The organism is Mycobacterium zoologicum, from assembly GCF_020181635.2.
Taxonomy (GTDB): Bacteria; Actinomycetota; Actinomycetes; order Mycobacteriales; family Mycobacteriaceae; genus Mycobacterium; species Mycobacterium zoologicum.
Genome location: NZ_JAYJJS010000021.1, coordinates 1 through 14,935, shown reverse-complemented (window position 1 = coordinate 14,935; position 14,935 = coordinate 1). Strand labels below are relative to the sequence as shown.

At 64.0% G+C, this 14,935-nt stretch carries 15 protein-coding genes and 1 tRNA gene; 8 read left to right on the top strand and 8 right to left on the bottom strand.

Features of this window, described 5'->3' with window-relative positions:
• Positions 1-177: 177 nt before the first annotated feature.
• Both K6T84_RS16565 and K6T84_RS16560 read left to right on the top strand, forming a co-directional pair.
• On the top strand, positions 178-2,115 hold the full coding sequence (locus K6T84_RS16565) for a hypothetical protein (protein ID WP_225401455.1): 1,938 nt from the start codon (positions 178-180) through the stop codon (positions 2,113-2,115).
• A gap of 123 nt (positions 2,116-2,238) precedes the next feature.
• A complete protein-coding gene (locus K6T84_RS16560) occupies positions 2,239-3,990 on the top strand; it encodes an alkaline phosphatase family protein (protein WP_225401456.1) in 1,752 nt (583 codons plus the stop codon).
• 26 nt (positions 3,991-4,016) lie between these two features.
• Here the strand turns inward: K6T84_RS16560 and K6T84_RS16555 are convergent, their stop codons facing one another.
• From K6T84_RS16555 to K6T84_RS16535, 5 genes are all read right to left on the bottom strand, one after another.
• Positions 4,017-4,487 (bottom strand): hypothetical protein, encoded by a 471-nt coding sequence (locus K6T84_RS16555; protein WP_225401457.1) that lies wholly within the window; start codon positions 4,485-4,487, stop codon positions 4,017-4,019.
• Positions 4,488-4,516: 29 nt separating this feature from the next.
• Positions 4,517-4,837 carry a type II toxin-antitoxin system RelB family anti-toxin gene (gene relB, locus K6T84_RS16550; RefSeq protein ID WP_225401458.1) on the bottom strand — a complete coding sequence of 107 codons (321 nt, stop codon included), beginning with the start codon at positions 4,835-4,837 and terminating at the stop codon, positions 4,517-4,519.
• 77 nt (positions 4,838-4,914) lie between these two features.
• A tRNA-Arg gene (locus K6T84_RS16545) sits at positions 4,915-4,987 on the bottom strand.
• 178 nt (positions 4,988-5,165) lie between these two features.
• Positions 5,166-6,599: a hypothetical protein gene (locus K6T84_RS16540; RefSeq protein ID WP_225401459.1), complete on the bottom strand. Its 1,434-nt coding sequence runs from the start codon at positions 6,597-6,599 to the stop codon at positions 5,166-5,168.
• 7 nt (positions 6,600-6,606) lie between these two features.
• On the bottom strand, positions 6,607-7,476 hold the full coding sequence (locus K6T84_RS16535) for a site-specific integrase (protein WP_225401460.1): 870 nt from the start codon (positions 7,474-7,476) through the stop codon (positions 6,607-6,609).
• A 191-nt stretch (positions 7,477-7,667) separates the two neighbouring features.
• Here K6T84_RS16535 and K6T84_RS16530 point away from each other — a divergent pair, with 191 nt between their 5' ends.
• From K6T84_RS16530 to K6T84_RS16515, 4 genes are all read left to right on the top strand, one after another.
• Positions 7,668-8,000 (top strand): helix-turn-helix domain-containing protein, encoded by a 333-nt coding sequence (locus K6T84_RS16530; RefSeq protein WP_225401461.1) that lies wholly within the window; start codon positions 7,668-7,670, stop codon positions 7,998-8,000.
• A 138-nt stretch (positions 8,001-8,138) separates the two neighbouring features.
• On the top strand, positions 8,139-8,732 hold the full coding sequence (locus K6T84_RS16525) for a hypothetical protein (protein ID WP_225401462.1): 594 nt from the start codon (positions 8,139-8,141) through the stop codon (positions 8,730-8,732).
• A 52-nt stretch (positions 8,733-8,784) separates the two neighbouring features.
• The gene (locus K6T84_RS16520) at positions 8,785-9,330 is read left to right on the top strand and encodes a DUF6932 family protein (RefSeq protein WP_225401463.1); all 546 of its coding nucleotides are present in this window, start codon (positions 8,785-8,787) and stop codon (positions 9,328-9,330) included.
• Positions 9,317-10,303 (top strand): hypothetical protein, encoded by a 987-nt coding sequence (locus K6T84_RS16515; RefSeq protein WP_225401464.1) that lies wholly within the window; start codon positions 9,317-9,319, stop codon positions 10,301-10,303. Before K6T84_RS16520 ends, K6T84_RS16515 begins: the two co-directional genes overlap by 14 nt.
• 45 nt (positions 10,304-10,348) lie before the next feature.
• Here the strand turns inward: K6T84_RS16515 and K6T84_RS16510 are convergent, their stop codons facing one another.
• A complete protein-coding gene (locus K6T84_RS16510; protein ID WP_225401465.1) occupies positions 10,349-11,398 on the bottom strand; it encodes a hypothetical protein in 1,050 nt (349 codons plus the stop codon).
• A 105-nt stretch (positions 11,399-11,503) separates the two neighbouring features.
• Here K6T84_RS16510 and K6T84_RS16505 point away from each other — a divergent pair, with 105 nt between their 5' ends.
• The gene (locus K6T84_RS16505) at positions 11,504-11,767 is read left to right on the top strand and encodes a hypothetical protein (RefSeq protein ID WP_225401466.1); all 264 of its coding nucleotides are present in this window, start codon (positions 11,504-11,506) and stop codon (positions 11,765-11,767) included.
• A gap of 96 nt (positions 11,768-11,863) precedes the next feature.
• Here the strand turns inward: K6T84_RS16505 and K6T84_RS16500 are convergent, their stop codons facing one another.
• Both K6T84_RS16500 and K6T84_RS16495 read right to left on the bottom strand, forming a co-directional pair.
• The gene (locus K6T84_RS16500) at positions 11,864-12,376 is read right to left on the bottom strand and encodes a DinB family protein (RefSeq protein WP_225401467.1); all 513 of its coding nucleotides are present in this window, start codon (positions 12,374-12,376) and stop codon (positions 11,864-11,866) included.
• 137 nt (positions 12,377-12,513) lie between these two features.
• Positions 12,514-12,714 (bottom strand): NAD(P)H-binding protein, encoded by a 201-nt coding sequence (locus tag K6T84_RS16495; protein ID WP_408066129.1) that lies wholly within the window; start codon positions 12,712-12,714, stop codon positions 12,514-12,516.
• A 700-nt stretch (positions 12,715-13,414) separates the two neighbouring features.
• Here K6T84_RS16495 and K6T84_RS16490 point away from each other — a divergent pair.
• Positions 13,415-14,176 carry a crotonase/enoyl-CoA hydratase family protein gene (locus tag K6T84_RS16490; RefSeq protein WP_225401468.1) on the top strand — a complete coding sequence of 254 codons (762 nt, stop codon included), beginning with the start codon at positions 13,415-13,417 and terminating at the stop codon, positions 14,174-14,176.
• The last annotated feature ends 759 nt before the right edge of the window (positions 14,177-14,935 follow it).

The following is a 14,935-nucleotide window of genomic DNA, read 5'->3' as shown; positions in this document are numbered from 1 at the left end:
GCGCCGAACGCACAAAGCCATCGCTTGGACATGCAGCGCAACCTACCTGGCGGTGTGGGCTCATGTCGGCATTGGCGGGCCTGTTGCGCCTCTTCGGGTACGCCCGTATGGTCCCAAATAAGAATCTGCCGTGAGCAATGAGAGAAATTGGTTAACGAGATCGGGGAGTGCGTGACCGTGCGCGTCGAATCGAAACGGGCCCGGCGGCTGTTGACCGCGGCGGCAGTTCTGGGCGGTGCGCTGTCGATGATGGTGGGCACCCCGCTGGCCACCGCCGGTGGCTTGGCGCCCGCGGTGCGGTTGACGGCCGGATATCAAGATGCCCTCGATGACCTGCTCGCCGCGATGAAGCAGGCGCAGGCCAACGATCTGGCGCTGCCCTATGCCTCACCCGGCGACGCGGACACGCTGATGACGATGATCCAGAACACCAACTACCAGTTGATCACCACCGGGTTGTCGCGGGTGACCGAGCTGTTCAACGGGGTGTTCTTCCAGTCGCCGGAAGTGGTTGCCGGCAATGTCGCCGACTCGCGCCAGTACTTCGACTACTTCACGCCCGACATCAACTACCACGTCACCGCGGGCCTGGCTCCCGGTGCGACCTACGTGCTGAAGGGAACCCTCGGTGGGGCGACCGAGCACATGTCGATCAGCACCATGGCCGTCACCGGTGCCACGGCCCACACCATCGAGGATCTCGAGCTCAACCACGGCCTGGTGGTGGACGCCAACGGCAACTTCACCATCTACGTCGGGCCGGAACCACCGGCGGGTGCGGTCAATTTCCTGGATTCCAGCGACGCCACCGTCGGCGGTGCGGCCTCCCTGCTGATCCGCGACATGACCGGCGACTGGGCCAAGGGCCCGGCCAACATCAGCCTGCAATGCGTGGCCGACTGCCCGCCGTTCTTCTCCATCCCCGCCGGCGGATTCTTCCCTACCGATGGCGGTGGAACCGACGTGCCGGCCGAGCCGGCCAAGATCGGCTCCGTCGACGACGTGCTGAACATGCTGTTCAGCGCGTTCGCTCAGATCGTCGTCCCGTTCAACCAGCGCAGTATCGAAGGTGGGGCATCGGTGGGCATGGAGGTGCCCGCCAACACGATGATGAACCTGGCGCCGGAGACCAGCTTCGGAGTCGGTCTGGAGTCCGCGGTGGTCACCGGCGGCAACTTCGATCTGGATCCCGGTGAGGCACTGGTCTTGAAGCTACCGACCGTGGATGCGGCCTACAGCGGCATCGAGTTGATGAACGTCTACGGCGGCGCGCTGCCCTATGTCATGGCGCAGACCACCCTCAACGACACGCAGGCGTTCCACTCCGACGACGGCTACACCTATTACGTTGTGAGCGCGACGAATCCGGGCGTGGCCAACTGGCTCGACACCGGCGGGCTCACCACAGGTGAGATCTTCGCCCGCTACGAGAACGTCACCGACCGTGCCGACGCGATCGGGCTGGGCGTGGAGGCGCACGTGGTGTCGATGGACGACTTGGCCAACTGGCTGCCGGATGACACCCCCACCGTCAGCCCGGAGGAGTTCGCCGCTGACATGGCCCGGCGGGTGTTCTCCTACGACTACGCGATGGACATCTCCCGGATCCATGCCCAGCCCGCCTGGGTGCTGCAGCAGCTGGAGCTCAACGCGCTGTCGGCCGTGATGGGCAGCGAGAACTTCGAGTCGGTGTTCGGCACTCAGCCGTCCACCCCGATCGAGCTGCGGTTCACCGACGCGTTGAGCCCGGACTGGGATGCCGTGATGCGCAGCGTCATGGATCATCCGATGGAGAGCCTGACCTCGGTGTGGAATGCCCTGCCGGTGCTGAGCGCCGACATCACCATGCCGATCAGCCTGGCGCTGGCCCAGGGCGCCATGTCGCTGCTGCTGCCTCAGATGGCACTGACCGCCATCGACGACGCACTGTTCAACCCGAACACCAGCATCCTGGCCGGGCTGCTCAACGCTCGTGACGACTTCGCGACGGTGATCTTGAGCGGCAACAACGACTGGCCGACCGAGCTCAGTGCGCAGGCCGCTCAGCAGTGGGCGAACATGTCGGATCTGATCGCCTCGACGCCGAGCTTCAGCCTGGCCGACCTGTTCGGCTGAGCCCACGGGTGGGCGAGTCTGTTGACTTGCTGTGGCTTTGAATCGCATTAGCTGGAGCTTCTTGACGTCCTAGTGGCACCTGAGGATTGTCGAATCATGACTCTTGGGCGTCTCAGGATAGGAATGACGGGCGCGGTCAGTGCCTTTGTGGCGCTGGGACTGGGACAGCTGTCGTCAGCGCCCGACGCCCATGCTGACGACTTCGACATGCTCATCGACCAGGTCCTCAATTCGATGACGAGTTTCCTGGAGCTCGACTCGGTCAGCGCGGTGTTGGGTTCGCAGACGGACACCGAGCTCATCAGCTGGCTCAACAGCCTTGACCCGGTTGGCGCCGCCAGCGTCGACGCGCAGGCGATGAGCCAGAACCTGTTGGTGAACCCCAGTTTTGAGACGGCCGATCCGTCCGGGTCGGGTTACAGCGGGGTGACCATCCCGGGCTGGACCGAGACGGGCACCCCGACCGTGATCGCCTACGGCACCCCGATGGGCTACCCGTCGCCGGTGTCGACTCCCATTCCGGCGTGGACGAGCTTTCCGCTGACCGCGCCCCCGGGCGCCGGTGACAACTTCGCCGGCGGGGGACCGGTCGCCACGTCGAGCATCAGCCAGACCGTCGACGTCGCCGGCGCGGCCGGAACGCCGTATGCGCTGAGTGCGGATCTTGGCGGCCAGGGCTGGGACCCGTCCTCGGCCGGGGTTCAGGTCACCTTCTACGACGCCAACGGCGCCGTGGTCGGTACCGGGTCGCTCGCGCCGGTCTCGGTATGGGATCGCTGGGGCTTCACCGGGTTTGAGGACCGCTCCACCACCGGGACGGTTCCCGAGGGCGCCGTCTCCGCACAGGTGACCACGACCTTCACCGACCGGAACGCGGCCCTGGGCAACTACAACGGCGCCTACGCCGACAACGAGTCGTTCACCGTGGGCGATCCCAGCCTGACCGCCGCGACGCTGGTCGCGCCGACGTCCGATGTCGGACAACTGGACCACGTGTTCGTCATCTACATGGAGAACAAGGGTGCCGCCGACATCGTCGGCAGTCCCAACGCGCCGTACATGAACAGCCTGATCAACACCTATGGCTATGGCGACAACTACTACGCACTGGGCCACCCCAGCGACCCCAACTACTTCCGGATCCTGGGCGGCTCGGACTTCGGCATGGACTACAACGCCGGCTTGAACACCATCGACGCGCCGAACCTCATGCAGGAAATGGACCAGGCGGGCGTCTCGTGGGCCGGTTACGCGCAGAGCATGCCGACGGCGGGTGACCTGACGGCATCGGGTGACTACTCGCCCGACCAGCTGCCCTTTGCCGACTTCAGCTACGTCTACGGCAACACCCCTGACTACCTGCAGGACCACCTGCTTCCGCTGACGCAGTTGTCCACCGACCTCGCTGACCCGAGCAAGTTCCCCGGATTCACCTGGATCGCCGCCAACGAGGACAACAACGGGGAGGGCCCGGTCGACTCGCTCAGTGGCGTCCTGCAGTTCATCGCCACCCAGCTTGGAGACCACCAGTACAACGTCGCGGCCGCCGACCAGTTCGTCCAGCAGGAGGTCTCCACCATCGAGAGCTCGAAGACGTGGACGGACCCGAACGAGCGGGACGTCATCATCCTGACCACTGACGAGGACAACAACAACCTGTCACTTGGCTTCGGCAACCAGGGCAATAACGTTCCGATGATCGTCATCCCGAACGCGGGCGCGGTCTCGGCGGGCGGCATGGAATCCGGTCACTTCACCACCGACGACTACTACAACGAGTACAGCGTTATGGCCACCATCGAACAGGCCTTGGGTCTGGCTCCGCTCACCGATAACGACGCCTACGCCACACCCATGAACGCGTTCTGGAAGTAGTGGTAGATCGTTGCCTACGTCCGTGGTCAATTCGATTTGGGGCCAGTGTGTTTGACGAGCAGTTCACGCAACGTGGGCAGGACACGGCGATCTTTGGGTCGGTCGGCTGCGGTCTTGGATCGGATGATGTCGGCCAGTGAGGCGATGTGCACGGTGATGCCGTAGAGCTGGGCAGCGGTCGCGTCGCGGCGGAGGTCGGTGTATCCGTGGGTTCCCGACGGTTGCAATGCCAGGTCCAGGTCGCCGGCGTCGGTTTGTAGGTTCCATGTCTGGACCGATGCCAGGCGGTCGGCGTCGTAGGCGAACGGCAGGCCTTCGAGGACGTCTTCAGTCCGGAATTTTGCATTGACCTCGCGAAGTGCATCGGCGAGGCGGCTCAGGTTGGCGCGGTCGGTGGCCGGTGTGATGTCGGCGTCTTCGGTGGGGAACGGGGAGCCGTGATAGACCGCGGCCAGGCCGCCGATGAGGACATAGATCACGTGATGGCGGTTCAGCACGTCAAGCAAGCGGGGGAGGTCGAGTTCCATTACTTGGTGCCGGCCTGCCTCAGATGGTGCAACTGCCTGGCCAGTCGTGCGTGGCGATCGAGTCGTTGTTGACCTGTGAGCCCGGCCAGGCGCGCGGCCTGGGCCATGTCACTGTCGTCACGTTCGACGATCGAGAGTTCAAGGTCCAAGCCGCACAAGCGGATTAGACGGATGACATCTTCGAGGCTGACGGCGGTACGGCCAGATTCCCATCGAGCGATGGCGGGCTGAGCGGTGTCGGCGCGTTCGGCGAGTTGCCGCTGGGTAAGGTTGGCGCGGCGTCGAGCTTCGCGGATCAGGTCTCCTCCGTATGACCCCATACAGCGAATATAACAGTTCTGTTATGTCGATACGCGCGAGCGGTGCCGGGTTCTTGCTGGTAGACAGTGGTAGAGAGTGCCCCCGGCAGGATTCGAACCTGCGACACCGGCTTTAGGAGAGCCGTGCTCTATCCCCTGAGCTACGGGGGCGGGGGACGTGAAGAAATAGTTGTTGAAAACTCTAGTGGATCGTTCCGGCTGCTTGGTGCCCGGTCGGACAGTGGCGGCGGAGGCTTATTTCGGTGGTGCTGGCGGTGAGCGAGGGCGGAATGGGTTGCCTGGAACGTGTGTGACTGGCCTGAGGGCATGGGTGTGCCCTGGGCGGTGTTCAGGCTGCGGTGGGTTGCTGTTTTCGTTGATGCAGGTAGTTGGCGATGGCGTTGCGGCCGAGGGCGAATCCGATCATGACGCCGTGTTGTCGGGTCGCGGTGTGTGCGGTCATTCGGCCGCCGTAGAGGGTGCGGTCGAGGGTGTTGTTGAGGGATTCGGCGTCTTCGCGCCAGCCGTAGCAGCGGTCGTAGAGGCTGTCGCCGGTGTCGGTTTTGGTGTGTTGGCGTAGGTGCTCGGTGCGGTTGTAGCCCTTGGTGGTGTCTTCGTCGGTGATGTCGAGTCGCTCACGTTGGACGGTGCCGCAGGTGGTGGCGAAGTCGATGTACCAGCGGTGGGTGCCGTCGCGGTTGCGGCGGTCGTAGACCTTGGCGACGGGTAGATGTTGGAGGTGGGTTTCGCCGGTGTCGAGGATGGCGTGTTCGTTTAGGCGCCCGTTGCTGGTCCAGATGTTGTGGGTATCGCCGCAGCGGCAGTCGATTGTGGTGAACGGGGTAGGTACGGCGGTGCCGGCGTGGGGTGGGACGAGTGCGATGAGTCCTTGCTTCATGACGTGGTCGATGTGGGTGCCGCGGAAAGCGCCGTCGTAGCAGATGCCGTCGACGCGTATATCGGTGCGCATGGTTAGGCGGTCGAGCATTTTCAGAGTTGTTCCCGCTTCGCCCTTGTAGCCTTTGCCGTGCGGGACGGGCATCGTGTCGAGGACGACGCGGAGGTTGCGGGTGTTGTCGGGGCGGGCGCTGAGGATGGCGAATTTGGCGCCGTAGCGGTATTCGGGTGCGCCGTCACCGTTTTGGACTTCGGTGTAGGCGTTGATGGTTGGGCCGCCGTTGGCTGCTCGGCGTTCGACGGTGGATTTGCGTTGAGGTGAGGCCACGACGGTACCGTCGCCGACGACGAATTGCCCCCGGGAGGGGCTGGTCCGCGATACCGGGGTGTTGGGGTCTAGGCAGTCGAGTTGGCGGGCCAGTGCAGCGGCGGTGTCGAGAAGGCCCCGGTGCAGGGCATCGATATGATGGTCGATCCGCTCCTGGGCATAGCAGTGATGGTGGCGCTGTGGTGGCCGTGGGCGGGCGGCCTTGCCATTGGCGGCGGCCTGGTGGCGAATGATCTGCCAGTACTCGGGGTTGGCCATGATCCGGCTGGCGTGGTTGGCGCTGCCGAATGCACCGTGGAGGACTTTGTGGATGACCGACACCCAGGCCGGGTAGTGCGCGGGCCTGCCAGGGGAACCTTCAGGGCGGTCGGGAACCATGTCGCTGATCGCGTACAGGGCCGGATACGAGGCCACGGCCCGCACCTTCTCGAGTTCGAGAAGCGTGTTGTTATCGCCGGGGGTGGTGAGCGCCTGTACGGCACGTTGTTTGATGCGGACAGCACCGAACGCGCTGGCGGCACTGTGGTGCCGGCGCGGCGTCGGGTGCTTGGTGGTCACAGGTGGGTCAGTCGTTCGGGCGCCACTGGTAGCCGATGAGTGCGGCGGTGCCGTCGAGCGAGCGCGATCCGGTGACTCGGGCGGCGTCTTCGACACGGCCGGTCTCGTCGAAGGCACACCGTGCGGCATGTGCGGTCAGCGACGAGGGTTTGATACCCGGGGTTGTGCTCAGCCCGGCACGAGTGAGTACGTCGCGGACGGTGACGCAGACGCGGGCTTGGCGCTGGGCGTCGGACCCCTCGGCGCCGGTGCAGACGACGGTGTCCGGTGTCGCCCCGCGCTCCGTGAGGTATCTGATGCGCTGGCTGACAACGCGCTGAGCCCAGGTGTCTAGATGCAGCTGGCGCGGTCGATGTTTGGTTGATCCGTGTGCCCAGGCGATGTGTGCGGCGGTGTCGATGTCGGCGATGCGGATGTGGCCGAGCTCGCTGGTGTGTGCCCCGGCCAGCAGTAGTGCTGCGGTGGCCGCGTGCCGGGTCGGTGTGGCGTGCTCGGCGAACAGTCGCACGATTGCGGCCTCTTCGTCGTGCAGGGGACGCACCGTGGTGGCCTCCCGGTCTGGCAGGTCGATGTCAGCGGTCGGATCGTCGAGCGTCAGTCCCAGGCGGCGGGCGGTACGGAAGAAGGCCCGCAGGGCGGAGCGTCGGTTATGCATGGTGGCTACTGCAGCGGGGGCTACGGCGCCGTGTCGGGAGCGGCCTTTGGCGGCAACGAATTTGGTGACAAGATCGGCATCGACACCGGCGAGGGTGGTGACGTTGTAGGCGGTGGCGAACCGGGTGAATCGGCGGGCCAACAGTGCGAACTTGTCCAATGTCTGCGGCGACATCGCCCCATCGACGGTCCAGGCTGCCACCACGGTGTCCACGGCGGTCACGAGACTGCCTTCAGTCATGGCAGGCGTCCACGGCAACATCAGTGTGAGCTGTGCTGCGATCATGACATTCCCACGTCACGGTGTGATGCGACATTGCTGGACCCTCCAGTCCGGTGCGTATATGCACCAAAATGGTATGGGTGACGTTCGGCGGAGATGTTGGCGCGGCCTGTCCGCGATATCGTCAGCTGATGCCACGCAGTCGCGGTGATCAACCGCCGGTTGCGTACCTGGACAGTGGCGCATGGCCCGGCGGGCAGTTGATTCCTGGGGCTCCACCATCGGCGTCCGCGGCTCAGCAGCTGGCCCGTGCCCTGCAGGTGGCGATGAGCGAGACCGGGACCGGCCAACGCGCGCTGGCCGCTGCCACCGGAGTCGCCCACACCACCATCGGCAGGATCCTGGCCGGTGCCGTGCTGTGCGACATCGGAACCCTGGCCAATCTCGAAAATGCCTTGGGTCGCCCGCTGTGGCCACGACTGGCGACAGGCAAGCGACGGCCTGAAATTCGTGATGACGTCTGACACATGAGGCACGATACAAACAATGGAAACCATTGTGTGGCATTACTGGCGGCGTGTCGTACTTGACTCGTGTTACGTGCGGCAGAACAATGACGAACACGTAGGCATGGCTGGGCGAGAGGTACGGCGGGTGTGGTGATGGCGAAGACCGGCAAGTCGCTCATGGACCTGATCGAGATCGCTGCGAAACGCCAGGATGGGGCGTCAGGTCGTCGGCTCGCTGACCTCGCCCAGCGGGCCGGCCACGACATCTCTCACGCGACACTCAACCGGCTGCGGCAAGGTACCTATGCATCACGGCCGACGGATGCCTCGATCAGGGCGATCGCCTACCTGGCCGAAGTGCCCGAAACCGTGGCGTTCGCCGCCGTGGGAGTGCGCCCTCCTGCGGCTGACCAATATCAAGTGCCGATCGAGGCGCAGCGGATGAGCACCCGCCAGCGCAGGGCCCTCGATGAACTGCTGAGAGCGTTCGTCGTCGAACAGACGTCGCCGACAGCCCCTGGACTGGCGCCGTTGCTGGCAGCACGCGATGAATTGGCGGCCGCGCTGGACACCGCCGGGGTTGAGACAAGCCCCCTGGCAGCGGCCGCGCACGCGGCGATCGCCGCGATCGACGACGCCACAGCCGCGCTGTTCAGCAGGGGGACCGACAACCCAGGCGAATTACCCGACGATCCGACCCGGCCGCCAGCAGGCGATACAGCACCAATGGCGTGTGCAGTCGGCTGAAGCCAGTGGTGGCCGGCGCGGTCTGAACTGGCGGGCAAACGGGGAGTAGACAGTGATACCAGAGCTTGCATCGGGTGGTGCGCTGCCGCCCGGACGATACCGGGCAACGGGAAACCAACTGCACGCCACATTCGTCGAAGGCCGGGGCCAGGCACGAGCGGACTTATGGCGCGACTGGCGAACGGCCACCAACCTGCTCGGACGCCACGTCCACATCAACGCCGCCTGGCTCTACGGGCCGTTCCTATCTGCAGCTACGACACCCGAGGCGGTGCACTGCGTGTACTGGGCCGAAGATCTCGAACTGGACAAAGCCCGTCTCGATGACACCGCGCGAAACCTCCTGCGTGCCTTCGCCTTACCCGGCGAGGTACGTCGAATCGTCGGACTGAAGGTAGACACTCAGCTGGCAGCCTGGCACTGCCAACCTGACCTGAGTGCCCGCGATGATCGCTATACCCAGTACGCGAAAGACCGCGGCACAATGGACGACCTGCTGCAGCGCATCGCGTCCGGCCCAGTCGGCGCAGGCTTGGGCCGGGCGAATGCATGGCCACAGCGCGGCTACATGGAGGTGATCGTCGGTGACTACACCTGAAGAAGAACTCGACCAGTTGGAGTCGGCGATCCTGGCAGCCATGAATGACCCGGTGATCGCCGAGCAGATCCCGGACTGGACCACCGCCGAGGATCTCACCCGGATCGGCATCGACGCCATGCTCGACACCCAAAAATTTGGACGTGTCTTAGCCTCACGGGGCAACATCCACATCACCGGCGACGGGCTCAGTGACTCATCAGCCAGAGTCAACGACGTCGCCCGCGTCATGACCGGATTTCAACGACTCACCACAGCCGTCGGGGCCTCCCAAACCGGTGACAAAGCGCTAGGAAAACAACCCAACGCCGATGTGCAGCGCCGCACCGACCTACTGCTGAGCACCGCCACATCGCCCGGTTCGATCATCCTCACCTTCACCCCGGCCGTCACGCCGATCGATGAAGTCGGCAACCCCGGGATGGTCGAGGAACTCGAATCCGATCAGCAGATGCTCGACACCGCCGTCGGCGCAGCGATCGAGGTGCTCGCCGCCGGCAACGACATCGGCCCGAGTTCGGTCGAATCGGCGTTCGTCGACCTACTCAGCACCCTGGGCCCACGCGCGGCCGCCGCAGTACGGGATTTGGCAAAAACACTGGACCGCGCCCGATTCGACATCGACATCGCCTGGCAACAACCAGCCCGGACCACCCGCCGAGTCCATGTCACCGCCCGCAGCGCCGCCTACATCGCCGACGTCGTCGAACACGCGAACCTCGACGAACAACCCGTAACCATCATCGGCGAATACCTCACAGTCAGCGCCGTCACATCCTGGCTCATCCAGCAAGACGACGGCGACACCATCACCGTAAAACTCGGCTGCGTCGACCCGGCTCAGACGAAGGGCCTCGCAGTCGGGGATCGCATCCGGATAGAGGCCATCATGAAAACCGAAACCACCACCGGCGGAAGCGTCAAAACCTCCTACACAGCACAGGCTTTCGAAAGACTCGAACGGCCTGTGTGACCACTGGTGGCACGGTTGCGGTCAGTGGTGCTGTCTCGGGGGTACTTACACCCACTGGCGGGGATAGCAGTCACGAAAGAACTTGCGTCGCCAATCGCGAGGGGCCTTCGGAGGTTTGGTCTCCAGCGCTTTTTCGGTGTCCACTACCCACGCCTGCATCGGCGCGAAAACCGTCAGGGACGGGTCATGCCGCGCGTACCACTCCTGAAGGCGGGCCAGCTCACGGTCGCGGAAAGGACTGAAGTAGGCCAGCGCCATGTCGCACTCCTCGATGCTCAGCGCTTCGATCCTTCGCATATCGTCGCGGAATCGTAGATAGCGTCGTAGGTCCTCGATCCCGTTCAGTCCGTGCAAGAGCAGAACCCATGACTGTAGGTCGGCGACGGCGATCCGCGTGGTGTCCGCTGCCCCAGTCACATACGTGAGCATCCGTGGATCACCCAGCGAACTGCTGTATGGGTGCAGGACCACACCAAGTCCGATCGCGTCGGCGCCGTAGTGCTGGACGCCATCCGCATCGATCAACGGGATGCCGGAGTCCAAGGTACACAGCCGAAGATGCAGCTGCCCATAGACTTCGCCGACCTGCTTTTCGAAGGTGCTGGCGGCAGCGCTGCGCGGATCAGGAACCTCCATTGCCTTGACCTCGCCCAGTATCTGCACCCTGTCGCCGACCAGCGCGACGTCGACATCCCCTGGGTCGCGTGTTCCGTCGATCTTAATGCCGTATCCACGTGTTATTTTTCGGCAACCGTGACCGATTGCGTCCACGATGCACGCCTGCGCGGCTCGTTCGAACAGCTCCCCCTTGTCGACCTTTTCCTTCCTGCCAACGATGAGCCGCGCATCTGCGGCTGCCAGCAGTGACCGTTCCAACGCGTACAGCACCTGCCATGGTGGGCAAGGTAGGAAACTGTCGGCGAAACGCACCCACGGCTGCATCTCCATCCGATGATTTGTGGCGGCTTCTGCGAATGAGAGCGTGGACAGCTCGCCAGCGTCGACCGCCATCAACGCCGCCAACTCCATGCCCTTGGAGCCGTCGGAAGCGATCGGCGGTTCGCCGTCACCGTGTCGACGCACCGCATCGAACACTCGATCGGTTGGCGACCGTGAATTCCGGCAACCCTCACGTCGTATAGCGACGAACTCCTGACCTATGTTGACCCTCCCTACCTCGGGCAGGGCGATGACCTCTACATGGATAAGCTCAGCGCCGAAGATCACCGCAATCTCGCTGCGCAGCTGAAAGATTCACCGTTGATTTGGTTCTTGACCTATGACGCCGATGACCGCGTAACCGACGAGCTGTACGTCAACTTTCGTTGCGCGGAATTTGACATCAAGCACACTGCGCAGGTCAATCACATCGGGTCGGAGTTCGTGGTGTTCTCAGACAACCTCGCCGTCCCAGATGATCTACAGGTGCTTTCGACCGCTAAAGGGCGATGGCTCGTCGTCTGACTGAACCACCGCAGCGTCCCTGGTGAGGCCGCCGGCTGACGTCCCTCCGGCGGGGACAGTACTCGTTGGTTGCGACATCGCCGATGGCGCCTCATCTCACTTGTGCCGCATCGCCAGCCCAGCCTCAATCTGTTCGGCGAGGATGTCGGAATGACCGGTGTGCCGGGCGACTTCGCCGATCATCCCCAAGTAGATGAATCGCAGGCTCACGGCGCCGACAAGGTGGTGTTCGACGGTGTCGTCCAGGTCGCGGTCGGCAACCAGTTCGTCCGACCGTCGACACGCCGCAACGTATTCGGCAATCACGTCGGCGAGGGTTTCGTGGTCGGTGACGTGGAAGCTGCCGTCGCCGCCGGTGGCGTGGCCGTCGCATTCGTCGACGGTGATGCCCGCCAGGGTTCGTTGGAACCAGATGCGTTCGGCCGCCGCGCAGTGCTTGATCAGCGAGATCGGCGTGGTCAGCGAGGGAACCAGCTTCTCGCGGGCCTGCGTGTCGGAGAGGTGTTCAATGGCGCGCACGAGTTCACGCCGGTACAGTCCGAGGATGCTCTCCAGCAGCTCTCGCTCACTGCCGGTGAACGGGCGGCCCGGGTCAAGTACGGCGGTCATGGCGAATCTCTTCGTGTAGGTGATGTTTCGGATATTCGGTCGTGGCTCGGCGGGGCGCCTGCCGGTCCGGTTGCTTACGGGCGATGTAAACGCCATGAATTGGCCGAGCAAAGTGAAAGAGACGTGGAGGAGGCGGATCAGAGCCGAATCACCGCGGAGCTGGTCACGATCAGCCGTTCAATATCGTGTTCAGCCATGGCTGCGATGATCACCGTCGCCGATTGGGAGTAGAGACTGATCGGCTGGCGACTGTAGGCGGTGCCGAGGGTGGACGCGACTGTGTCCACGCCGCGCAGGGCGTTCCTCACAGCCCCTTGAGACGTTGCGTCGGCGCCGATGACCGTCAGCCCCGGTGTTCTGGGTATCGGGAACTGGTTCGGGCCGACGACAGTTCTCTATCTCCTCTTTCGACCGCTGAGATGGTCGACTGAGGTACTCCGGCTCGGTCTGTGTTAGCTCCAGCAGTTCACGAAGGTCGTTCAACGTGGCGCCAGGCTAGGCGCTCCCGCCACTGCCGTCCTCCTCGTCGTAGCTGATCGAGACCTTCGTCGAGACCCTCGTCGAGAACTTCGAAACGCATTGACTCGAAGTCGGTTCGCGTCCGCGGGAGGTCAGCCGAGAAATCGATCGGCACCCCCCGGTGAGAACTACCAGGTCCGATCGGGCGCACTACCCGTAGCGAGATTCCCTCCTCCTGCTCGTCCCAGAGCAGGCGCCTCACGCAGGAGCCGCAGGGCCAGATCTCCGTCTGAATGGATCAGGTGGACGGCACCGTTCTGACTATGGCGTTTCCGGTCGAGTGTCCATCCATCGACCTCATAGGCGACAAGGTAATCGAAGACCTCGCTGCGGTAGTTGGGTGGTGCGCAACCATCGCTTGTTATCGCCGTTGGCAATACCAAGATCGTCGATTCGGACCCGCGCGTGGCCCCAGGCGGTTCAGGGTATGCGCCGCAGGCGTATGGCGTCGTTCCTCGACAATGATGCCGATGGTAGACATTCTGGTAAGTATCGTGCCAGTGAGCGAAGGGTGGAGTGGTGTCAGAAGCAGTACTGCGTGAGCGTCGTGGTCGGATCCTCGTCATCACGATCAATCGGCCCGATGCCCGGAATGCGGCCAACAGGGCGGTTGCCGAAGGCCTGGCCGCCGCCTGCGATGAACTCGATGACACCCCCGAACTGTCGGTGGCGGTGCTCACTGGCGCCGGCGGTAATTTCTGCTCGGGCATGGACCTGAAGGCGTTCGCGGCCGGCGAGCTGGCGTATGTCCCGGGACGGGGCCTGGGCTTCACCGAACGCCCGCCGCGCAAGCCCATCATCGCCGCCGTCGAGGGTTTCGCGGTGGCCGGCGGCACCGAACTGGTGCTCGCCACCGATCTAGTGGTCGCGTCGAAGACGGCGAAGTTCGGTATCCCCGAGGTCAAACGCGGCCTGGTGGCCGCCGGTGGGGGGCTGTTGCGGTTGCGGCACCGCATCCCGTACCAGAAGGCACTCGAATTGGCGCTCACCGGTGCGAGTTTCACCGCCGAGCAGGGCGAGGCGTGGGGTTTTGTCAACGTGCTGACCGAACCGGGCGAAGCGCTGGCCGGAGCCATCGAGCTGGCCGAACAGATCACGGCCAACGGGCCGCTCGCGGTGGCGGTGACCAAGGACATCATGGTCAAGTCTGCTGACTGGTCGCAGGACGAGATGTGGCAGAAGCAGGGCGAGCTGATCGCGCCGGTGTTTTCCTCCCACGACGCCAAGGAAGGCGCGATCGCGTTCGCGGAGAAGCGCGAGCCCCAGTGGACGGGCTCCTGATCGGGGAGCATCTGGCCTGGCGAATGCGGTCGTGAAATAGGATTGGCCGCTGCCTCGGCGCCGACGGCGCACTGGTCGCGGTCACGCACCTTCGTCCGCTGATCTGGACTGCGCCGTTGAAGACTTGGCGCGAAGATGGCTCCTTCGAAGGCTGCCGACCTGGGTGTGGCTGTTAGGGGATACGGCCGCGTCTACGGAATTTCCTTGAACGGAAATGCATTCGCGACTGTGGCACTCGCCCTCGAGTAGCGGGAACTCGGCGAATCGTTCCGGCGGGTCGCTGTTCGCCGTGCATAGCCGAGCATCCTCGAACTGAGGAACTTTTCTTCGGAGATCGGCTTGAGCCGGAACGCCCAGCCTCCTCACTGTTTATCGGTGTGCTCCTCTTTTCGAGCCATCGAGCCATCGAGCCATCGAGCCATCGAGCGCCGAGCGTTCGCCGACGGCACCGTGCTGGTCGGGATGCCGCGGTGGTGCGCCGGGAAGGCCCGTATCCGACGACCGACGTTCTTAGGCACGAAATCCAACCGCTACCCGCATGACCGCGCATCTCCCAGCAGAAACTGGCCAAGGCCGCGGCGAAGAACTTCCGCAACAGAACGCTGAATCCGAATGCGTTTGTCGACATGGTCGTGGTCAAGGGTTGACCCAGCACGCAGCCGAAGGCAATCGAGCCACCGGCCGAGCTGACGCTCTCATGGGGGTGGATATTGCGCTGGGTGAGAGCCACTGTTCCGCTGTTCGGTGAGCCACTGTTCC

What these genes read in the sequence shown, in the direction of transcription:
- K6T84_RS16500 (WP_225401467.1), bottom strand. Translation starts at nt 12,376, where the DNA reads ATGACCGCCGTACTTGACCCGGGCCGCCCGTTCACCGGCAGTGAGCGA.
- K6T84_RS16560 (WP_225401456.1), top strand. Translation starts at nt 2,239, where the DNA reads ATGACGGGCGCGGTCAGTGCCTTTGTGGCGCTGGGACTGGGACAGCTG.
- K6T84_RS16505 (WP_225401466.1), top strand. Translation starts at nt 11,504, where the DNA reads ATGGATAAGCTCAGCGCCGAAGATCACCGCAATCTCGCTGCGCAGCTG.
- relB (WP_225401458.1), bottom strand. Translation starts at nt 4,837, where the DNA reads ATGGGGTCATACGGAGGAGACCTGATCCGCGAAGCTCGACGCCGCGCC.
- K6T84_RS16525 (WP_225401462.1), top strand. Translation starts at nt 8,139, where the DNA reads ATGGCGAAGACCGGCAAGTCGCTCATGGACCTGATCGAGATCGCTGCG.
- K6T84_RS16530 (WP_225401461.1), top strand. Translation starts at nt 7,668, where the DNA reads ATGCCACGCAGTCGCGGTGATCAACCGCCGGTTGCGTACCTGGACAGT.